At 62.5% G+C, this 19,495-nt stretch carries 19 protein-coding genes and 1 pseudogene; 13 read left to right on the top strand and 7 right to left on the bottom strand.

Annotated elements, in window-relative coordinates:
• Positions 1–29: 29 nt before the first annotated feature.
• The 4 genes from HX830_RS04025 to HX830_RS04040 all read right to left on the bottom strand — a co-directional run bounded on the left by HX830_RS04025 (position 30) and on the right by HX830_RS04040 (position 3,929).
• Complete coding sequence (locus HX830_RS04025; RefSeq protein WP_177099037.1) at positions 30–1,427, bottom strand: LLM class flavin-dependent oxidoreductase; 1,398 nt, start codon at positions 1,425–1,427, stop codon at positions 30–32.
• The gene (locus tag HX830_RS04030) at positions 1,417–1,872 is read right to left on the bottom strand and encodes a hypothetical protein (RefSeq protein WP_177099038.1); all 456 of its coding nucleotides are present in this window, start codon (positions 1,870–1,872) and stop codon (positions 1,417–1,419) included. The genes HX830_RS04025 and HX830_RS04030 overlap by 11 nt, the downstream gene beginning before the upstream one ends.
• Before the next feature lie 9 nt (positions 1,873–1,881).
• The gene (locus HX830_RS04035) at positions 1,882–3,084 is read right to left on the bottom strand and encodes an SfnB family sulfur acquisition oxidoreductase (protein WP_177099039.1); all 1,203 of its coding nucleotides are present in this window, start codon (positions 3,082–3,084) and stop codon (positions 1,882–1,884) included.
• 281 nt (positions 3,085–3,365) lie between these two features.
• The gene (locus HX830_RS04040) at positions 3,366–3,929 is read right to left on the bottom strand and encodes a helix-turn-helix domain-containing protein (RefSeq protein ID WP_103499610.1); all 564 of its coding nucleotides are present in this window, start codon (positions 3,927–3,929) and stop codon (positions 3,366–3,368) included.
• Here HX830_RS04040 and HX830_RS04045 point away from each other — a divergent pair.
• The 7 genes and pseudogenes from HX830_RS04045 (at position 3,924) to HX830_RS04075 (ending at position 11,122) form a co-directional block, all read left to right on the top strand.
• Positions 3,924–4,963: pseudogene (locus HX830_RS04045) on the top strand (DMT family transporter). The gene HX830_RS04040 and the pseudogene HX830_RS04045 overlap by 6 nt on opposite strands.
• A 116-nt stretch (positions 4,964–5,079) precedes the next feature.
• Positions 5,080–7,998 (top strand): monovalent cation/H+ antiporter subunit A, encoded by a 2,919-nt coding sequence (locus HX830_RS04050; protein WP_177099041.1) that lies wholly within the window; start codon positions 5,080–5,082, stop codon positions 7,996–7,998.
• On the top strand, positions 7,998–8,342 hold the full coding sequence (locus tag HX830_RS04055; RefSeq protein ID WP_177099042.1) for a Na+/H+ antiporter subunit C: 345 nt from the start codon (positions 7,998–8,000) through the stop codon (positions 8,340–8,342). Before HX830_RS04050 ends, HX830_RS04055 begins: the two co-directional genes overlap by 1 nt.
• A complete protein-coding gene (locus HX830_RS04060; protein WP_177099043.1) occupies positions 8,339–10,006 on the top strand; it encodes a monovalent cation/H+ antiporter subunit D in 1,668 nt (555 codons plus the stop codon). Before HX830_RS04055 ends, HX830_RS04060 begins: the two co-directional genes overlap by 4 nt.
• A complete protein-coding gene (locus HX830_RS04065) occupies positions 10,003–10,491 on the top strand; it encodes a Na+/H+ antiporter subunit E (protein ID WP_177099044.1) in 489 nt (162 codons plus the stop codon). Before HX830_RS04060 ends, HX830_RS04065 begins: the two co-directional genes overlap by 4 nt.
• Positions 10,488–10,766, top strand: a complete 279-nt coding sequence (locus HX830_RS04070) for a K+/H+ antiporter subunit F (RefSeq protein ID WP_100943305.1) — start codon at positions 10,488–10,490, stop codon at positions 10,764–10,766. The genes HX830_RS04065 and HX830_RS04070 overlap by 4 nt, the downstream gene beginning before the upstream one ends.
• The gene (locus tag HX830_RS04075; RefSeq protein WP_177099045.1) at positions 10,763–11,122 is read left to right on the top strand and encodes a Na+/H+ antiporter subunit G; all 360 of its coding nucleotides are present in this window, start codon (positions 10,763–10,765) and stop codon (positions 11,120–11,122) included. Before HX830_RS04070 ends, HX830_RS04075 begins: the two co-directional genes overlap by 4 nt.
• 17 nt (positions 11,123–11,139) lie before the next feature.
• Here the strand turns inward: HX830_RS04075 and HX830_RS04080 are convergent, their stop codons facing one another.
• Positions 11,140–11,373, bottom strand: a complete 234-nt coding sequence (locus HX830_RS04080; protein WP_177099046.1) for a DUF7683 domain-containing protein — start codon at positions 11,371–11,373, stop codon at positions 11,140–11,142.
• Positions 11,370–12,569 (bottom strand): colicin E3/pyocin S6 family cytotoxin, encoded by a 1,200-nt coding sequence (locus HX830_RS04085; RefSeq protein ID WP_256145108.1) that lies wholly within the window; start codon positions 12,567–12,569, stop codon positions 11,370–11,372. The genes HX830_RS04080 and HX830_RS04085 overlap by 4 nt, the downstream gene beginning before the upstream one ends.
• Positions 12,570–12,786: 217 nt before the next feature.
• On the opposite strand from HX830_RS04085, the gene HX830_RS04090 reads away from it, so the two are divergent.
• The 5 genes from HX830_RS04090 to HX830_RS04110 all read left to right on the top strand — a co-directional run bounded on the left by HX830_RS04090 (position 12,787) and on the right by HX830_RS04110 (position 17,112).
• Positions 12,787–13,734, top strand: coding sequence for an AraC family transcriptional regulator (locus HX830_RS04090; protein ID WP_177099048.1), 948 nt, complete (start codon positions 12,787–12,789; stop codon positions 13,732–13,734).
• Between the two features lie 352 nt (positions 13,735–14,086).
• Positions 14,087–14,962, top strand: a complete 876-nt coding sequence (ehuB, locus tag HX830_RS04095; RefSeq protein ID WP_177099049.1) for an ectoine/hydroxyectoine ABC transporter substrate-binding protein EhuB — start codon at positions 14,087–14,089, stop codon at positions 14,960–14,962.
• Positions 14,963–15,003: 41 nt separating this feature from the next.
• Entirely contained in the window at positions 15,004–15,675 is a 672-nt protein-coding gene (gene ehuC / locus HX830_RS04100) for an ectoine/hydroxyectoine ABC transporter permease subunit EhuC (protein ID WP_103499617.1), read from the top strand.
• 2 nt (positions 15,676–15,677) lie between these two features.
• Positions 15,678–16,328 (top strand): ectoine/hydroxyectoine ABC transporter permease subunit EhuD, encoded by a 651-nt coding sequence (ehuD, locus tag HX830_RS04105; protein WP_177099050.1) that lies wholly within the window; start codon positions 15,678–15,680, stop codon positions 16,326–16,328.
• Positions 16,321–17,112, top strand: coding sequence for an amino acid ABC transporter ATP-binding protein (locus tag HX830_RS04110; RefSeq protein WP_177099051.1), 792 nt, complete (start codon positions 16,321–16,323; stop codon positions 17,110–17,112). The genes ehuD and HX830_RS04110 overlap by 8 nt, the downstream gene beginning before the upstream one ends.
• Here the strand turns inward: HX830_RS04110 and HX830_RS04115 are convergent.
• Positions 17,090–18,019, bottom strand: a complete 930-nt coding sequence (locus HX830_RS04115) for a LysR family transcriptional regulator (RefSeq protein WP_103499620.1) — start codon at positions 18,017–18,019, stop codon at positions 17,090–17,092. The two genes, HX830_RS04110 and HX830_RS04115, sit on opposite strands and share 23 nt — an antisense overlap.
• A gap of 131 nt (positions 18,020–18,150) precedes the next feature.
• Here HX830_RS04115 and HX830_RS04120 point away from each other — a divergent pair, with 131 nt between their 5' ends.
• Positions 18,151–19,245: an AbrB family transcriptional regulator gene (locus HX830_RS04120; protein WP_103499621.1), complete on the top strand. Its 1,095-nt coding sequence runs from the start codon at positions 18,151–18,153 to the stop codon at positions 19,243–19,245.
• Positions 19,246–19,495: the final 250 nt, after the last annotated feature.

Below are 19,495 nucleotides of genomic sequence, written 5' to 3' on the forward strand. Positions count from 1 at the left end.
TTGTGAAATACAGGTTTTTCGGTCGGTAATCAGGCCGAACGCAGGCTCTTCTCCCGCAACGCCGCCAGATCCCTATACCCCGCCCCCGGATGGATATCCGCCAGCTTCGGCCCCGCGCCGAACAGCTTCTCGCGCAAGGTCCCCGGGGCATACTCGGTCTTGTACACACCACGCTTCTGCAACTCCGGCACCAGCAAGTCCACCGCGTCGACAAAGGTCTCGTGGGTCAGCGCATAGGCCAGGTTGAAACCGTCGACATCGGTCTCTTCAACCCACTCCTGCAGCAGATCCGCCACGGTTTCCGGGCTGCCGACAAACAGCGGCCCAAACCCACCGATCCCGACCCAGTCAGCCAGTTCATTGGGCGTCCAGATCCGGTTCGGGTCCGCCGTGGAAAAGGTCTCCACCGCCGACTGGATGGCATTGGTGTGCACATGCCGCAGCGGCTCATCGGGCTTGAACTGGCTGAAGTCGATCCCGGTCCAGCCCGAGATCAGTGCCATGGCGCCCTCGTAGCTGACATAGGATTTGTATTCCTCGAACTTGGCCTTGGCCTTGGCATCGGTCTCGCCAAGGATCACCGTCTGCAGGTTGAAGATCAGGATGCTTTTCGGGTCCCGACCCGCCTCGGCCGCGCGCCGACGGATATCGGCCACGACCTTTTTCAGCAGCACCTTGGACGGCGCGGCGACAAACACGCACTCGGCATGCTCGGCGGCGAACTGCTTGCCACGGCTGGACGCGCCGGCCTGGTAGAGCACCGGGGTACGTTGCGGCGACGGCTCGCACAGGTGAATACCCGGCACCTGGAAGTGTTTGCCGACATGCTGGATCTCGTGGATCCTGCTCGGGTCGCTGAACACCTTGCGCGCCCGGTCGCGCAGGATCGCGCCGTCTTCCCAACTGCCTTCCCAGAGTTTGTAGCAGACCTCCAGATACTCCTCGGCATAGTCGTAACGGGCGTCATGTTCGGTCTGGGCACGCTGGCCGAGGTTCTTCGCACCGCTTTCCAGATACGAAGTGACGATGTTCCAGCCGGCGCGCCCCTTGGTCAGGTGATCGAGGGTGGAAAGACGTCGGGCAAAGGGATACGGATGCTCGAAGGACAGCGAAGCCGTGAGGCCGAACCCCAGGTGCTCGGTCACCAGCGCCATGGGCGGAATCAACTGCAACGGGTCGTTCACCGGCACCTGGGCCGCCTGGCGAATCGCCGCATCGCCATTGCCGTTATAAACGTCATAGATGCCCAGCACATCGGCGATAAACAGGCCGTCGAACTTGCCACGCTCAAGGATCTTCGCCAGGTCGGTCCAGTACTCCAGGTCCTTGTATTGCCAGGAACGGTCACGCGGGTGAGCCCACAGTCCGGGCGACTGATGGCCGACGCAGTTCATGTCGAAGGCATTGAGGCGGATTTCACGGGACATCGACAGCACTCCTGGCACTCGGCGGAACCACGCCATTGAGGCGCAAGTCACCGATCAATCGGTATTTGAGATGCAACGGATCCTGGAGCGGATCATGGCTGGGCGACCACTCGGGGCGTTGGCCGGTCAGTTCCTGTTCAACCTGGCCGACCTGCGCCAGGGCTTCGGCGATGGCAATACTGGCTTCGGCGACGGCAATGGTCTTTTCGGCCTCGTCCTGGTTGCCGGCGGCAATGCGTTCGGCGCGCTCCAGGAGCGCCGCCGCCACCTCGATGCGAATCTGCAGGTCGCCGAACTTGCCGATGACCTGGTGATCGTTGGCCAGTTGGGCATGGGCGCGCGCAACGCCGAGGGTCCGTTCCAGGGATTGGCGGGCGTTATGCAGGTCGCTCGCCACCCGGGCCAGGGCGGGCTGGTGGCTGGCGGGATGAGTCAATGCGTTCATCGTGGGCTCCTAGTTCCAGGCATGTCGGGCCGGCTTGACGCCGTTGAGCAGGTAGTTGCCGATCAGGTGATATTTCCAGCGCGCCGGGTCATGCAGGGTGTGGGTGCGGGCGTTACGCCAATGGCGATCAAGGTTGTGCCTGGCCAGTACCGAACGGGTGCCGGCCAGTTCGAAAATCTTGCTGCTGGCCAGCAACGCGATTTCGGCGGACAGCACCTTGGCCTGGGCCACCACCACGGAGGCCAGGGCAACACTGTCTTCGCTGGGCTGCGCCAGGGCGTGGTCGACTGCCAGGCCGGCCTTTTCCAGGATGGCTTCGGTGCCGTGTACCCGCCATTCAAGATCGCCGATGGCAGCCTGGGTGAACGGGTCCTGCCAGCCATGTTCCTGCTGGCTGTCGATCCACGGCCGCGCTTGACGGGCATGACGCTTGGCTTCTTCGAGGGCACCGACGGCAATACCGGTGTCGACCGCCGCCTGGATGATCTGGGAAATCGGGCCGTTGGCGGTGGGCCGGTCGAAGGCCTGGTGGGCTGGAATCACGCTGCTGCGCGGTACCTTCACGTCGTTGAACAGCGCATTGCCGCTGGCGGTGGTGCGTTGGCCGAAGCCGTCCCAGTTATCGACGATAGTCAGACCCGCGGTGCCCTGCTCGACAAAGGCGATCTGCGCATTACCGGCCTCGTCGAGCCCGACCACCGGGACGATATGGGCGAACAAGGCGCCGGTGCAGTAGAACTTCTCACCGTCGATATGTGCGGTGTCGCCGTCGAAACGGATACCGGTGTTGAAGGTGCCGGCATTCTTGCTCTTGGCTTCGGAGAAGGCATTGCCGAAGCGATAGCCTTGCAGCACCTTGGCGAAGTAGTAATGCTTTTGTTCCTCGCTGGCGGTTTGCAGGAGGATGTCCAGCACACCGAGGTGGTTCTGCGGGATCTGGCCAAGGGACGAGTCGGCAGCGGAAATGATCTTGATGACTTGCGCCACCGTCACATAGGAAACACCGGCACCGCCATAGGCTTTGGGAACGGTGATGCCCCACAGGCCGCTGGCGGCGAATTCATCGAGTTCGGCGGCGGGCAGGCGTCGCTCGCGGTCGCGTACGCCGGCTTCGACGGCAAAACGCGCTGCGAGGGTTCTGGCCGCGGCAATGGCCTCTTCATCCGAACGGATGATATGGGCGGTGTAAGCAGGTTTGGCGACAGTTGTCATAGACCGACTCCCGAGTCCTTGAAAATGCAAAACGCATGACAAGGACATAGCAGGAGTCGTGCCTGAAATTAAAATCTATATTTTTCAGTCATTTAAAATAAAAACCTAGAATTGATCGCAGCTGTAAAACAGCAAACTGTCCAGACACTGTTGCCCTGGCAACAGTTGGTATTGGGGCAGATGGAGATGGAAATTTAAGAACACCGCGAACCTGTAGGAGCCTGGCTTGCCAGCGAAGAGGCCCTTGAGGCCGCCAAAAGCTTCGCGGGCAAGCCACGCGCCTACAATACAACGTTGCGGATAAAGCGCGTCGCCACATCACCATCGTTGCGATAGCCGTGGGGCTGGTTGCTGGGAAACATAAAGAACTCCCCCGCCGCTACCAACCGCGGCTGCTCCCCGAGCACCACCGTCAGGCAACCTTCGAAGACATAGATCTGCTCACTCCAGCCATCGCAGTCCGGCTCCGAGTCATAACGCTCCCCCGGCTCCAGGCGCCACTCCCAGAGTTCGACTTCGCGACTGGCCATGGCCTTGGCCAGCAACACCGCCTTGCTCCCCGGAATCACCCCGGCCCAGGCCACCTCGTTGATCCGACTCGGGTCGCGGACATCCGGCGCCTGGATCAGATCGCTGAAAGCCACACCCAACGCCTCGGCCACCCGGTCCAAGGTGGTCAGGCTGACATTCTTCTCCCCTGCCTCGATCGCCACCAGCATACGGCGGCTGACCCCGGACTTTTCCGACAACGCGGTCTGACTCAACTGAGCCTCATGGCGCAGTCGACGCACGTTCAAGCTGACGTGTTGCAACACCGAAGCCCGTTGCGAAGTTTCTTTGTGCACTATATTGCTCACTTGGTTGGTTTGCGCAGTATACTGCCCAGCTTCGGCGCATTGTGCGTCTCACCCGAATAGTGTGCAAGGCCATGACTGCGGCGAACCCCAACACCTCGTTTGCCTCGACCCTGCGGTTCAGCAAGGCCGAGTGCGTGCTGATCCTGATCACCATGGTCTGGGGCGGTACCTTTCTGCTGGTGCAGAACGCCATGACCGTCAGCGGCCCGATGTTTTTCGTCGGACTGCGCTTTGCCGCGGCGGCGTGCATCGTCGCCTTGTTCTCGGCCCGCAGCCTGCGGGGCATTACGGCTTTCGAGCTGAAGGCGGGATTCTTTATCGGCACCGCAATCATGCTCGGCTACGGTCTGCAAACCGTGGGCCTGCAAAGTATTCCCAGCAGCCAGTCGGCATTTATTACCGCGTTGTACGTGCCTTTTGTGCCGCTGCTGCAATGGCTGGTGCTGGGCAAGCGTCCGGGGCTGATGCCGAGTGTCGGGATCATGCTGGCGTTTACCGGTTTGATGCTGTTGTCCGGGCCCAATGGCGCGAAGCTGAATTTCAGCTCCGGGGAGATCGCCACGGTGATCAGCGCCATCGCGATTGCCGCCGAAATCATCCTGATCAGCAACTATGCCGGCAAGGTCGATGTACGGCGGGTGACCGTGGTGCAGTTGGCCACGGCGTCGATCCTGGCGTTTCTGATGATCGTGCCGACCCAGGAGGCGTTGCCGGAGTTTTCCTGGTTGTTGTTGGCCAGTGCCGTCGGCCTCGGGGCCGCCAGTGCGGCGATTCAGGTGGCGATGAACTGGGCGCAGAAGAGTGTTTCGCCGACCCGTGCCACCTTGATCTATGCCGGGGAACCGGTCTGGGCGGGGATTGCCGGGCGTCTGGCCGGTGAGCGCCTGCCGGGGATTGCGCTGCTGGGGGCGGCGTTGATTGTCGCGGCGGTGATCGTCAGCGAGTTGAAGACCAAGGGCAAACAACGGGCCGAGGCAGTCGAAGAGGCTGCGGAAGCCGAAGGGCTGGATCCGAACAAATAAACAGGGCAAATCAGGCATTTGCCACCTACCTTGTAGGATTCTGCCACAGGTTCTGGGTTGGTGATCTCCGGCGCGCCACGTATGATCCTTCGCAAACTCCTGCAGATTAGAAGCCTATGTCCCTGATAGTTCTACTGCTTCTGCCTTTTATCGGCAGCTGTCTGGCGGCCCTGCTGCCGCATAACGCCCGCAACAGTGAATCCATCCTGGCCGGTGTCATCGCCCTGGTCGGCACCCTGCAGATGGCGCTGCTCTACCCGCAGATCGCCCACGGCGGTGTGATTCACGAAACCATCAATTGGCTGCCCAGCCTGGGGCTGAACTTCGTCCTGCGCCTGGATGGCTTCGCCTGGTTGTTCTCCATGCTGGTGCTGGGCATCGGTACCCTGGTGTCGCTGTACGCTCGCTACTACATGTCGCCGGAAGATCCGGTGCCGCGCTTTTTCGCCTTTTTCCTGGCCTTTATGGGCGCCATGCTCGGCCTGGTGCTGTCCGGCAACCTGATCCAGATCGTGTTCTTCTGGGAACTGACCAGCCTGTTCTCCTTCCTGCTGATCGGCTATTGGCACCACCGCAGTGATGCCCGTCGCGGTGCCTATATGGCGCTGACGGTTACCGGCGCCGGCGGTCTGTGCCTGCTGGCGGGGGTATTGATTCTCGGCCATGTGGTCGGCAGCTATGACCTGGACACTGTGTTGGCGGCCGGCGATAAAATCCGTGCCCACGTCCTGTACCCGGTCCTACTGCCACTAATCCTGATCGGCGCCCTGAGCAAGAGCGCGCAGTTCCCATTCCACTTCTGGCTGCCCCACGCCATGGCCGCGCCGACTCCGGTTTCGGCCTATCTGCACTCGGCGACCATGGTCAAGGCCGGGGTGTTTCTCCTCGCCCGACTGTGGCCGTCGCTCTCCGGCAGCGACGAGTGGTTCTGGATTGTCGGCGGTGCCGGCGCCGCAACCCTGATGCTCGGCGCCTACTGCGCCATGTTCCAGAACGACCTCAAGGGCCTGCTGGCCTACTCCACCATCAGCCACCTGGGCCTGATCACCCTGCTGCTGGGCCTGAACAGCCCACTGGCCGCCGTGGCCGCGGTGTTCCACATTCTCAACCATGCGACCTTCAAGGCCTCGCTGTTCATGGCCGCCGGCATCATCGACCATGAAAGCGGCACCCGCGATATCCGCAAGCTCAGCGGCCTGATCAAGCTGATTCCGTTCACCGCGACCCTGGCGATGGTCGCCAGTGCCTCCATGGCCGGGGTGCCGCTGCTCAACGGCTTCCTCTCCAAGGAAATGTTCTTCGCCGAAACGGTGTTCATCAATTCCACGGCCTGGGTCGAAACGGCCCTGCCGGTGATTGCCACCCTCGCCGGCACCTTCAGCGTCGCCTACTCGCTGCGCTTTACCGTCGATGTGTTCTTCGGTCCCAAGGCCACCGACCTGCCCCACACGCCTCACGAGCCGCCGCGCTGGATGCGCGCGCCGGTGGAACTGCTGGTGTTCACCTGCCTGCTGGTGGGGATTTTCCCGGCCCAGGTGGTCGGTTCAATCCTCGCCACCGCGGCCCTGCCGGTGGTCGGCGGGGTCTTGCCCGAGTACAGCCTGGCGATCTGGCACGGCCTGAATGCGCCGATGATCATGAGCCTGATCGCCATGTCCGGCGGCGTGCTGCTCTATCTGCTGCTACGCAAGCAACTCAAGCGTGGCCGTTTCAGTCGTCCGCCGCTGATCGGTCGCCTCAACGGCAAGCGCCTGTTCGAGCGCTGCCTGGTGACCATCATGCGCTACGCCCGGCGCATCGAGCGCCGGGTCAGCACCCAGCGCCTGCAAACCCAGTTGTTCCTGCTGGTGCTGGCGGCGGTGGTTGCCGGCCTGATCCCGATGCTGCACAGCAGCCTGTCCTGGGGCGACCGGCCGAAGATCCCCGGCTCCATTGTCTTCGTCACCCTCTGGTTGCTGGCCATCGCCTGCGCCCTGGGCGCCGCCTGGCAAGCCAAGTACCACCGGCTGGCGGCCATGATCATGGTCAGCGTCTGCGGCCTGATGACCTGCATCACCTTTGTCTGGTTCTCCGCGCCGGACCTGGCCCTGACCCAACTGGTGGTGGAAGTGGTGACCACGGTGCTGATCCTGCTGGGCCTGCGCTGGCTGCCACGGCGTATCGAAGAGGTCTCGCCGCTGCCGAGCAGCCTGCGCAAGGCGCGGATTCGCCGCCTGCGCGACCTGCTGTTGTCGGTCGGGGTCGGCGGCGGTATGGCCCTGCTGTCCTACGCCATGCTGACCCGCCAGACGCCCAACGATATCTCCTCGTTCTACCTCAGTCGTGCCCTGCCCGAAGGGGGCGGCAGTAACGTGGTGAACGTGATGCTGGTGGACTTCCGTGGCTTCGACACCCTCGGTGAAATCACCGTGCTGATGGCCACCGCCCTGACCGTGTTCGCCCTGCTGCGCCGCTTCCGTCCGCCGAAGGAAAGCCTCGAACTACCCAACCAGCAGCGCCAACTGGCCCCGGACGTGGCCACCGATCTGGTCAACCCGCGCAGCGCCAGCGACACCGCCCTGGGCTTCATGATGGTGCCGGCGGTGCTGGTGCGCCTGCTGCTGCCGATCGCCTTCGTGGTCTCGATGTACCTGTTTATGCGCGGGCATAACCAGCCGGGTGGCGGTTTTGTCGCCGGGCTGGTGATGTCGGTGGCGTTTATCCTGCAATACATGGTCGCCGGCACCCAGTGGGTTGAAGCACAGATGAGCCTGCGGCCGTTGCGCTGGATGGGCACCGGCCTGCTGTTCGCCACGGTCACGGGCCTGGGGGCGATGGCTTTCGGTTATCCGTTCCTGACCACCCACACCGCCCACCTGCATCTGCCGTTGCTGGGGGATATCCATGTCGCCAGCGCGTTGTTCTTCGATATCGGCGTGTACGCGGTGGTGGTCGGTTCGACCCTGCTGATCCTCACCGCCCTGGCGCACCAGTCGGTCCGCGCCCATCGGCCGAGCCAGCAACTCGGCGCCCAACCCAAGCCAGGAGCCGCCTGATGGAAGAAGTCATTGCAATTGCCATTGGCGTGCTCGCGGCCTCCGGGGTCTGGCTGATGCTGCGTCCACGGACCTTCCAGGTGGTGATGGGCCTCTGCCTGCTGTCCTACGGGGTCAACCTGTTTATCTTCAGCATGGGCAGCCTGTTTATCGGCAAGGAGCCGATCATCAAGGACGGCGTGCCCCAGGACCTGCTCAACTACACCGACCCGCTGCCCCAGGCCCTGGTGCTCACCGCCATTGTGATCAGCTTCGCCATGACCGCGCTGTTCCTGGTGGTGCTGCTGGCCTCGCGCGGCCTGACCGGTACCGACCATGTCGATGGCCGGGAGCCCAAGGAATGAACCCGATGTCGCACCTGATCATCGCCCCGATCCTGCTGCCGCTGCTCACGGCGGCGCTGATGCTGATGCTCGGCGAGAAGCACCGGCCGCTCAAGGCCCGCCTCAACCTGGGCTCGAGCCTGATCGGCCTGGGCATCTCGGTACTCTTGCTGATCGGCACCCAGGCCGGCGAAACCGGCTCCATCGGCGTCTACCTGCCGAGCAATTGGCAGGTGCCATTTGGCATCGTGCTGGTGGTCGACCGTCTCTCTGCGTTGATGCTGGTGCTGACCGGGATCATCGGCGTCAGCGCGCTGCTGTTCGCCATGGCCCGTTGGGACCGTGCCGGCGCCAGCTTCCACGCGTTGTTCCAGATCCAGTTGATGGGCCTTTACGGCGCTTTCCTGACCGCCGACCTGTTCAACCTGTTCGTGTTCTTCGAAGTCCTGCTGGCCGCTTCCTATGGCCTGGTCCTGCACGGTTCGGGGCGCTCGCGGGTGTCGGCGGGCTTGCACTACATCGCGATCAACCTGCTGGCCTCGTCGTTGTTCCTGATCGGCGCGGCGCTGATCTATGGCGTTACCGGCACCCTGAACTTCGCCGACCTGGCGCTGAAGATCCCGCTGGTGCCGGAAGCCGATCGCGGGCTGCTGCATGCGGGCGCGGCGATTCTCGCCGTGGCCTTCCTGGCCAAGGCCGGGATGTGGCCGCTGAACTTCTGGCTGGTGCCCGCCTACTCCTCGGCCAGCGCCCCGGTGGCGGCGATGTTCGCGATCATGACCAAGGTCGGGATCTACACGCTGCTGCGGCTGTGGACCTTGCTGTTTTCCGGCGAGGCCGGTGCCTCGGCGCATTTTGGCGGTGACTGGCTGATCTACGGCGGCATGGCGACCATCGCCTGCGCCGCCGTGGCAATCCTCGCCGCCCAGCGCCTGGAACGCATGGCCAGCCTGAGTATCCTGGTCTCGGCGGGGATCCTGCTCTCGGCCATCGGTTTCGCCCAACCGAACCTCACGGCCGGCGCGCTGTTCTACCTGGTCAGCTCGACCCTGGCCCTGAGTGCGCTGTTCCTGCTGGCCGAACTGATCGAACGCTCACGTTCGGCCAACGAACTACCGCTGGAAGAGGACATCGACCCGCTGCCCCGGCGGCTGGAGTCCTTGCACCCAAGGCCCGGCACCAACCTGGACGATGAACAGAAAGCCGTGGTCGGCCAGGTCATTCCCTGGACCATGGCCTTCCTCGGCTTGAGCTTTATCGCCTGCGCCCTGCTGATCATCGGCATGCCGCCGCTGTCCGGCTTTATCGGCAAGCTGGCCTTGCTCAGCGCCTTGCTCAATCCGAAAGGGTTGGGCATCGATGCGCCGATCTCCCTGGCGGCCTGGGGCCTGCTGGCCTTGCTGGTGCTGTCCGGGCTCGCTTCGCTGCTGGCTTTCTCGCGCATGGGCATCTCGCGTTTCTGGACACCCCAGGAGCGTCCGTCGCCAGCGCTACGGCGTTTCGAATGCCTGCCCATCTTTGCCCTGCTGGGCCTGTGCATCCTGCTGACCGTCAAGGCCGAGCCGCTGTTGCGCTACACCCAGGCGGCGGCTGACTCCCTCGACAACCCCGGACAGTACATCAGCGCCGTGCAGGCCGCTCGCCCGGTGCCGAACCCGACCACCGCCGTGGAGGTACAGCCATGAAACGCCTGTTCCCCGCGCCGTGGCTGTCCCTGGCGCTGTGGCTGTTGTGGCTGGTGCTGAACCTGTCGGTCAGCCCGGGTAACCTGCTGCTGGGTGCGGCCCTCGGCGTCTTCGCTCCGGTGATGATGGCGCCCTTGCGCCCGCGGCCGATCCGTATCCGTCGCCCCGGGGTGATGCTGCGCCTGTTTTTTCGGGTCGGTGCCGACGTGGTGCTGTCCAACCTCGCCGTTGCCTGGGGCGTGCTCAACGCCGGACGCCGCGCGCCGCGTTCGGCCTTCGTCAAGGTGCCCCTGGACCTGCGCGATGCCAACGGCCTGGCCGTGCTGTCGATGATCTGCACGGTGGTTCCCGGCACCGTCTGGTCGGAACTGGCCCTGGACCGCAGCGTCCTGCTACTGCACGTTTTCGACCTGGACGACGAAAGCGGTTTTATCCAGCACTTCAAGACGACTTACGAACGTCCTCTGATGGAGATCTTCGAATGAGCGCACTGCTCGCCAATGCGATCCTGCTGAGCCTGTTCATCTTCAGCGTGGCGCTGGTGCTGACCGTGGTCCGGCTGTTCAAGGGCCCGTCGGCGCAAGACCGGGTCCTGGCCCTGGACTACCTGTACCTGATTGCCATGCTGATGATGCTGGTACTGGGCATCCGCTACGCCAGTGATACCTACTTCGAAGCGGCGCTGCTGATTGCCCTGTTCGGCTTTGTCGGCTCGTTTGCCCTGGCCAAATTCCTTCTGCGTGGCGAGGTGATCGAATGAACCCGTTATCCCTCTGGATCGAAATTCCGGTGGCCTTTCTGCTGGTGGCCGCCAGCCTGCTCGCCCTGTGTGGCGCCATCGGCCTGTTGCGCATGAAGGACTTCTTCCAGCGCATGCACCCGCCGGCACTGGCCTCGACCCTTGGCGCCTGGTGCGTGGCGCTGGCCTCGATCCTGTACTTTTCGGCACTCAAGTCGGAGCCGGTGATCCACGCCTGGCTGATTCCGATCCTGTTGTCGATCACCGTCCCGGTGACCACCTTGCTGCTGGCCCGCACAGGGTTGTTCCGCAAGCGTATGGCCGGCGACGATGTGCCCGCGGAAGTCAGTAGTGGGCGTACCGAGGGCAAGGGCTGAGAGATTTGAAGGACAGTTCAATAGGCATTACAGGTCAGTTGGAAAATATAGCGTTGGTCGTAAAGTTTTCTACCAGCCAACGCTTCAACAGCCTCCAACTGTGAGGCACTAAGATCGTAGCCTTCATCCCCACGTTGAGGAGCAGACCACGCCATGACTGCTGACAATTGCTCCTCGCAGTCCTCAGGAAGCTCAATTTCAAAGGCCAGCAACTCGGTTTCTTTATCGAATGCTTCGATTATGTATCTCAAGGCTCTACCTCACGTGTTTTGTCGGCTGGTTTTGTCTGCTCACCTGTTTCCGAATTGAACTCTCCCAGGTGTTTTCCGCGTCTGTTGTACTTCTCGACTGCACCATGCTGGCTGTCCCACTCAAAAATAGTGCCGTCCTTGGTTTTCCAACGTTTGCGTAGATGACCACCACCTCGTACGGATGTTTTACGGGGTGTCACTTTGGCATCCGGAAAAGCCATCAGCCCTTTAGGCGCTGGGTAGTACGAATGATCCCCTCCAAATGGCTTCGAATACACCACATAAATCGACTTCAGCCCGGAGTCGAGCGGAAACGTAATGATCCGATCACCAAGGGTAACGTCGTCAGCGACCGGATAACCGTCGATCTGTGAATCCACCCCTTCCTCGATGGGATGCACAAGGATGCTGCCCATCGGCTGATCCGTGTGTTCCGGGAAAGTCAGTTCGGGGGTGAGCAGCGGGCCACCGTTGGGCGTCCAGAGCAGGGTGATGCCGTCGCCCAGATGGGCTTCCAGCGTGCGGCCGTCGGCCCTCCATTGGGCTTTGACAATACGGACGCTGTCCTCCCCGGAAGCCTCGGTGTGAATACCGTAGAGCTGCAACGCCCCTTCGGCGTCATGACGAAACTGGAAACGCACACGGGAGGCCGCCGCCGCCATCTGGCGCAGTTCGTCGTCGCTGTACAAGGTGCCGTCCCCCATACGGGCGGGGAGCATGCCGGCAATAAAGACCGTGGCACCACCACCGGCCACCATGGCGCTACGCAACATCCAGCGGAAACCCTGCTGGACGATGCCGCCTCCGGCGATTCGCCCCAGGGCCGCATCGGCTCCCAACGTGGCACCAAGCACGGCGGCTCCGGCGGGAATCGCCTTGGTTTTCGACACCATGACCTTGCCGAAATGGGAGGCCGGTTCCGTAGCCGTGCCCGCCTCCGTACAGCACCAGTTTGCGGGGTCACAGGACTTGGCAAAGATCGCGCCTTGTGACGGTTTCGGCTGCGACCATGGATCCTTCTTGAGGGGGATCTCCGGAGGCGCCGGGGCGGGGTCTTTCTGTTCGACACCACCGAAGCAGCCCCAGCTTTCGGTCCGCCAGTCAGGCTCCTTGCACCAGGAGCATGGCTGGCCGGGCCGACAGAAGAGGCAGTCTTTTTTGTCGCCTTTCTCGAAAAAATCATTGCTCCATTTCAAACCCATGTTCCTTCGTACTGGTTTGCAGTACGAAGGAACATGGGGGAGGTTTTCACGGCGATAAAGCCCCTGAAGAGTGTTTACAAAAAGCCCTTCAGCGTTTACAGATTGGTCCTACTCCAGACCGTCTACAGCGCGAATATCACCTGCTTTATGGGAGACGAGAAAACAACATGTTGATTGCCTTTGACGTACCGAAGGCGGGAGCTGGGAACCGATGAGCGTCGCCTACCAGAGCCTGCTGGAGTACACCCGCCGTATGAACCGGGTCCTAGAGCATATCGACCAGCATCTGGACCAACCGCTGGAGTTGGCCGAACTGGCGGAAATCGCCTGCTTCTCGCCCTTTCACTTCCATCGCCTGTTCAGCGCCTGGGTCGGTGAAACCCTCGGCGATTACCTGCGCCGGCGGCGGCTCGGTTGTGCCGCCCTGCAACTGGCCGAGCGCCCCGACGCCACAGTCCTGGAGATCGCGCTGGAGGTCGGCTTCGGTTCCGGCGAGGCCTTTTCCCGGGCGTTCAAGCAGCATTTCAATGTCACGCCCAGCGCTTGGCGCCAGCTCGAACCCGCACGCTGGGAACAGCGCCTGAATGAGATTCGTGAAAAACGCCGGGCGTCATTTCGCAATCCTGATCAGGCAAACGCCCTGCTTCTATCCGACCATGGCCTCTCCCACACCCCGAAGGACATGACGATGGACGTCACGATTGAAGAGATCCCCCCGACCCGCATCGCCTATATGCGTTATACCGGCCCCTATGGCCTGGGCATCGGTACGTTCTGGCGCGAGGTGTTCGCCCCCTGGATGGAGCGCAACGGCCTGATGGGCGAAGTGCGTTTCGGAATCGGCCTCGATGACCCGCAGATCACTCCCGCGGCCAAATGCCGTTATGACGCCTGCGTGCAGGTACCGGACGATTTCACCGGCAGCGGCGAGGCCACCCTGACCACCATGCCGGGCGGGCGTTATGCCGTCGCCCGGTTCAGCGGCCACGTCCGGGAGTTCCCGGATGCCTGGACCGAACTCTGCGGTGACTGGCTGCCCCGCAGCGGGATGCAGTTCGGCAGCGGGCCGCCGTTCGAACGTTATCCGAAGGACGCCCATTACGACCCGGTAGCCGGCACCCTCGACTGTGACCTGTGCATTCCCGTGCGACCGCTGTGAGCCCGGACCGAGGGTAACGCCAACGGTCGGCGTTACCCTCGGCAAACAACATATACTTATCACTTAACGATATTTAAAACTTTTCACTTATATCGATAAAATCACTTCAGATTCTGTCAGTCGAGGCTGAACACCCCCTCGGGCCAGGCTGGACTGGCGATAAGTGGACTTGTCGCCGGTGCCAGTCAGTTAAGGAAATGGGATCTCAAAAATGCCACCTAACCTGTAGGAGCAGGGCTTGCCCGCGAAGCTTTTAGCGTCCTCACGGACTCTTCGCCAGCAAGCCGGCTCCTACGGGTCATGTATTCGGCTTAACTGTCTGGCACCCCTTTCCATTCTCTCCAGGTCCTCCATGAACGCTATCAAGTCCCTGTCGTTGCAGGCCGCGCTGTGCGCCAGCGTGCTGTTGAACCTAGCCCCGTCCTCCTCGGCCCTGGCCGCGGGCCTGCTGGAAAAGGGTCGTAGCCAAGGTCTCAGCGCCGGTATCGCCAATGAGCAGCCGTACGCCTACATCGGCACCGACGGCAAGGTCACCGGTGCCTATGTCGATGTGCTCAAGGCGATTCTCGAACCGCTGGGCATCCACAAGCTGGAAACCCCGATCACCGACTTCGGTTCCCTGGTCCCCGGTGTCACCGCCAAGCGTTTCGATCTGATCGGCGAAGGCCTGTTCATCAACGCCAATCGCTGCAAGGTCATCGGTTTCTCCAACCCGATCACCCGCTCCGGCGGCGCCTTTATCGTCAAGGCCGGCAACCCTCTGAACCTGCACAGCCTCAAGGATGTCGCCAACAACGGCCAGGCACGCCTGGCCACCCAGGCCGGCACCAACCAGGTCCAGGAAGCCCGCGACAGCGGCGTTCCAGCGGCCAATCTGGTGCTGTTCGACAAGGACACCGAAGCCCTCTCCGCCCTCGAGGCCGGACGTATCGACGTGGTGTATTTCCCCGACGCGGAAATCATCGGCCTGCTCAAGAAAGCCGCCAACCCAGCTATCGAACGCGCCCTGCCTTTCGCGCAGATCCCCGATGCCCAGGGCAAGCCAAGCTGGAACTACCAATCCTATGGCCTGCCGAAAAACGATCCGGCCTTTACCCAGGCCTTCAACGAACAGTTGGCCAAGCTGCGGGCCTCCGGTGAGTTGCTGAAGATCCTGCAGAAATACGACTACACCGAAAACGAGCTGCCCGACCTGGACGTCACCGCCGCCCAACGTTGCAGCCAGTAACCAGACGCTGAAACGGCCTCAAACCCACACGAGTACAGGCCATGTCCCTCGATACCCCAGCCGTGGAAACGGCCCTGTTCATCGCGCGCCAGTTGGCCCATGGCGCGTGGGTGACCGTGCAGATCACCTTCCTCGCGGAACTGCTGGTACTGGTGCTGTCGCTGGTGATCGCGCTGATGCGCCTGTCGCCCTGGCGCGCGCTGCGCTGGTTCGCCACCGCCTATGTCGAGCTGCTGCGCGGCATTTCGGCCCTGGTGCTGCTGTTCTACCTGTTCTTTATCCTGCCGCTGTTCGGTATCAGCCTGTCGCCGATGACCACCGGGGTGATCGGCCTGGGCCTGACTTTCTCGGCCTACGGCTCGGAGATCGTCCGCGCGGCGCTGGTGAATGTCAGCGCCGGGCAACGTGATGCCTTGCGCGCACTGGACTTCGGGCCGCTGGCGGCCTTTCGGCGGATCATCCTGCCCCAGGCCCTGCCCTTTATGCTGCCGCCACTGGGCAACCAATTGGTCGAGTTGATGAAAACCACTTCGCTGGTGTCGTTGATCACCTTGAGCGACCTGACCTTTTCCGGCAATCAGCTGGTGACCACGCTGGGGCAACAGACGCTGATCTGGAGCATCGTGCTGGTCTGCTACTTCGTCATGGCCTGGCCGCTGACCTGGTTGGTGCGGCGTTATGAACATCACAGTTCGGCCTGGCGCCGGGAGTAACCATGGAATTCGACTTCGAGTTTGCCTGGTCGATCCTGCCCGACCTGCTGCGCGGCCTGCTGGTCACCGTGCAGGTGGTGGTGCTCGGTTTCCTCCTGGCGGTACTGCTCGGGCTGATCCTGGCGATTGCCCAACGCTCATCGGTCAGCGCAATACGGCGCGGCTGCCAGGGCTATCTGAGCTTTTTTCGCAACACGCCGCTGATGGTCCAGCTCTATGTGCTGTTCTTTGCCCTGCCCTCGGCCGGGATTACCCTGCCGGCGATCTCCACAGGGGTGATCGGCCTCGGGCTCTACTACAGCGCCTATATCGCCGAGGCCTATCGCGGCGCCATCGACGGGGTACCGGCGGGCCAGTGGCAAGCCGCCCGGGCGCTGGACTTCGACACGGCCACCACCTGGCGCCGAATCATCCTGCCCCAGGCCCTGAAACCCATGCTACCGGTGCTGGGCAACTACCTGATCGGCATGTTCAAGGAAACTCCGCTGCTGGCGGTGATCACCATTCCGGAGCTGTTCCAGGCCGCCAAGCAGGTGGCCGGGATGAGCTATCGCTACACCGAACCCTATACGCTGATGGCCGTGCTGTTCCTGATCATCAGTGTGCCGACTTCCCTGTTGTTCAAGTTCCTGGAAAGGCGCAGCCATGTCTGACGTTGCACACCTCGCGGCCACGGCGCCGGCACAGATCCGCCTCACCCAGGTGGTCAAGCACTTCGGCGCGACCCGGGTCATCGACCACCTCGACCTGAGCATTCCCCAAGGGCAGAAAGTCGCGCTGATCGGCCCCAGCGGTTCGGGGAAATCCACCGTATTGCGCTTGATCAAGGGCCTGGAAAGCTACGAGCAGGGCCGCATCGAGGTCGACGGCGTGGCGGTCAGCGCCAAGGGCGGCGGCTGGCGCTGGCCCGGCACGAAAAAAGCCCCGGTGGAGCATCGGGTCGGCATGGTCTTCCAGCAGTTCAACCTGTTCCCGCACCTGACCGTGCGGGAAAACATCACCGAGGCGCCGTTGCAGGTGCTCAAGGTCAGTCGCGAAGAAGCCCTGGACCGCGCCCAGGCCTATCTGGCGATGGTCGGCCTGAGCCACAAGGCCGATGCCTATCCCGCCCAGCTGTCCGGCGGCCAACAGCAACGGGTGGCCATCGCCCGGGCCCTGGCGATGCGTCCGAAGGTGATGCTGTTCGACGAGGTGACCTCGGCCCTCGACCCGGAACTGGTGGGCGAAGTGCTGGAGGTGATTCGCACGATTGCCCATGAGCAACAGGTGACCATGCTGCTGGTGACCCACGAAATGAAGTTCGCCCAGGACATTGCCGACCGGGTGCTGTTCATGGAAGCCGGGCGCATTGTCGCCGACGGCACGCCCCGGCAGATCCTGGTGGAGCCGGACAACGAACGCACCCGGCGCTTTCTCAATCGGGTCGAGCAGCGTTAACGGCTCGCCGTGCGCTGAAAAACGCCCGGCCATCGCGTTTTAGCAGGTCGAGCATGGTCTGCGCCGCTGGCGACAAGTAGGCGCCAGCACGCACCGACACCACCAAGGTACGCTTCATGGTGGTTTCCTTGAGCCGCACTTCCCGCAGGTGCGTCGCGCCCTTCACATCCTCCAGGGTTTCCCGCGCCAGGAAACTCAACAGGCGGGTCTGGCCGATAAGCCGCGGTAGCAGCGAAATGGTGTTGGTCTCGATCTGCACCGAGGGCAGCGGCAGATCGTGAGCCAGGAACACATTGTCGATCCAGCGGCGGGATGAAACACCCGATGCAGGCAGCACCCAACGATAACGCCCCAGCTCGCTCAGGCGAATCGGCGCGTCGAAGATCGGGTGATTGCGACTGGCAACCACCACCGCTTCGTCATCGAACAGCGGATGCGACAACAGCTGGGGGTCATCGTCGAACAGCGGGCAGATCACCATGTCCAGGCGGCCGGAACGCAGGGATTCGCGCAACATATCGTCCTGGCCGATCGCCAGGCTCAAAGTGATCTCCGGCGCCCGCTCCAGCAAGGCCGCAGTCAGTTGCGGCAGCAGGTATTCGGCCATGCTCGACGCGCAGCCCAGGCGGATATTGCCCAGCACGCCACTGGCGAAATCGCGTATTTCACGGTGGGTCTCGGCAATGCTCTGCTGCAACTGCCGACCGCGCTGCTGCAATAACTCGCCGACCGGCGTCAGCTTGATCCGTCGGCCCTCGCGCTCGAACAGCTTGGTGCCGAACGATTCCTCCAGCCGTTGGATGCTCTTGGTCAGCGCCGGCTGGCTGCGATTGAGCTTCTGCGCCGCGCGGCCCAGATGACCCAGCTCGGCAATGGTTTCAAAATAGGTGAGATCCCGCAGGTCCATTTCAATCAACCAAAGTTATCGTTTCATCACAATTAGAAACTAGACTTGATCGATCAGGCTATCAATAATTTACCCACTGCGCCGCTTTCAACGCCCTGCAACAGGAGCGTCCAGCGCTTTGGAGAGTGCTCTTGACCACATTATCATCCTCATCCTCCCGGCTTTCCCTGACCACCTGGCCGCGCTCGTTGCAATGGCTGGCCCTGCTGTTGCTGGCCGGCGGCAGCGGACAACTGCTCAAGTACGCCGAGTTGCCCGCCGGGCAATTTATCGGTCCGATGCTGGTGGCAATCGCCTTTGGCGTCAGTGGCGCCAGCATCCGTGTTCACCGCCAGGCGTTCCGCCTGGGCCAGGGTTGCATCGGCCTGCTCGCCGCCCACTCCATAACCCTGGCGGTACTGACGTCAATGGCCGACTCCTGGCACCTGATGCTGTTCGCCACGGTACTGACGGTGGGCCTGAGCGCCATGGTGGGCCTGGCGATGGTGCGTTTCGGCGGGATCCAGGCCAGCACCGCCGCCTGGGGCACCTCCCCTGGAGCGGCATCGGCCATGGTCGCCATGGCCGATGATTTCGGCGCCGACGGGCGGGTCGTGGCAACCATGCAGTATGTGCGGGTGGTCTGCGTGGTCATGATCGGGGCGCTGGTCAGCCATATGCTCGAAGCACCGGTCAACGGCAGCGAATCCCATGCCGCCGATGCCGCGCTGCATGGCTTCAACCTGCTCAACCTGGGGCTGACGCTGATCACCGTGGTGTTCGGCGTGGTGCTGGGCGCGCGCGTACCGGCGGGCGCCCTGCTGGTACCGCTGCTGATCGGTGCCGTCCTGCAACTGTCCGGGCTGCTGCATATCACCCTGCCCGCCTGGCTGCTGGCAATCGCCTACGGCGCCATCGGCTGCTACGTCGGCCTGCGTTTCGACCGCCCCACCGTGCTCTATGTCTGGAAACACCTGCCGGCCATGATCCTCAGCGCCATCAGCCTGATCGCCTTGTGCGCCGCCTCGGCCTGGGTCCTGGCGAAGTGGCTCGGCCTGGACTTCCTCTCGGTCTACCTGGCCACCAGCCCCGGCGGGCTCGACACCATGGCGATCATCGCAGTCGACACCCATTCGGATGTCGGCCTGGTCCTGGCGATGCAGACCTTGCGCCTGCTGGCGGTGATCTTCACCGGCGCGTTCTTTGCCCGGCTGGTGATTCGCTTCTCCCTACCCATCAAGCCTTAGGCACGACAAGACTCACCGATGACGAAGCATTCATGGCACAATCTGCGTCGTTACCTTAGTCAAAATACGAACGACATTGATTAAGATTTGTTTGAGAGTCATGCTGGTTTTGACGTTTTTTTCTCATTTCACCCTCTAAATTGCCGCCCCAGACAAACATGCGAATGATTCCCATTGTTTAACTGGGCCGGCGAACCGGGTGTAGATGCGCCGAAAATCGCCAGCCACCTCGACTACTAAAAGACTGCAG

It is taken from the genome of Pseudomonas gingeri, assembly GCF_013385425.1.
Lineage (GTDB): Bacteria > Pseudomonadota > Gammaproteobacteria > Pseudomonadales > Pseudomonadaceae > Aquipseudomonas > Aquipseudomonas gingeri_D.

What these genes read in the sequence shown, in the direction of transcription:
- HX830_RS04025 (WP_177099037.1), bottom strand. Translation starts at nt 1,427, where the DNA reads ATGTCCCGTGAAATCCGCCTCAATGCCTTCGACATGAACTGCGTCGGC.
- HX830_RS04030 (WP_177099038.1), bottom strand. Translation starts at nt 1,872, where the DNA reads ATGAACGCATTGACTCATCCCGCCAGCCACCAGCCCGCCCTGGCCCGG.
- HX830_RS04035 (WP_177099039.1), bottom strand. Translation starts at nt 3,084, where the DNA reads ATGACAACTGTCGCCAAACCTGCTTACACCGCCCATATCATCCGTTCG.
- HX830_RS04050 (WP_177099041.1), top strand. Translation starts at nt 5,080, where the DNA reads ATGTCCCTGATAGTTCTACTGCTTCTGCCTTTTATCGGCAGCTGTCTG.
- HX830_RS04055 (WP_177099042.1), top strand. Translation starts at nt 7,998, where the DNA reads ATGGAAGAAGTCATTGCAATTGCCATTGGCGTGCTCGCGGCCTCCGGG.
- HX830_RS04060 (WP_177099043.1), top strand. Translation starts at nt 8,339, where the DNA reads ATGAACCCGATGTCGCACCTGATCATCGCCCCGATCCTGCTGCCGCTG.
- HX830_RS04065 (WP_177099044.1), top strand. Translation starts at nt 10,003, where the DNA reads ATGAAACGCCTGTTCCCCGCGCCGTGGCTGTCCCTGGCGCTGTGGCTG.
- HX830_RS04070 (WP_100943305.1), top strand. Translation starts at nt 10,488, where the DNA reads ATGAGCGCACTGCTCGCCAATGCGATCCTGCTGAGCCTGTTCATCTTC.
- HX830_RS04075 (WP_177099045.1), top strand. Translation starts at nt 10,763, where the DNA reads ATGAACCCGTTATCCCTCTGGATCGAAATTCCGGTGGCCTTTCTGCTG.
- HX830_RS04090 (WP_177099048.1), top strand. Translation starts at nt 12,787, where the DNA reads ATGAGCGTCGCCTACCAGAGCCTGCTGGAGTACACCCGCCGTATGAAC.
- ehuB (WP_177099049.1), top strand. Translation starts at nt 14,087, where the DNA reads ATGAACGCTATCAAGTCCCTGTCGTTGCAGGCCGCGCTGTGCGCCAGC.
- ehuC (WP_103499617.1), top strand. Translation starts at nt 15,004, where the DNA reads ATGTCCCTCGATACCCCAGCCGTGGAAACGGCCCTGTTCATCGCGCGC.
- ehuD (WP_177099050.1), top strand. Translation starts at nt 15,678, where the DNA reads ATGGAATTCGACTTCGAGTTTGCCTGGTCGATCCTGCCCGACCTGCTG.
- HX830_RS04110 (WP_177099051.1), top strand. Translation starts at nt 16,321, where the DNA reads ATGTCTGACGTTGCACACCTCGCGGCCACGGCGCCGGCACAGATCCGC.
- HX830_RS04115 (WP_103499620.1), bottom strand. Translation starts at nt 18,019, where the DNA reads ATGGACCTGCGGGATCTCACCTATTTTGAAACCATTGCCGAGCTGGGT.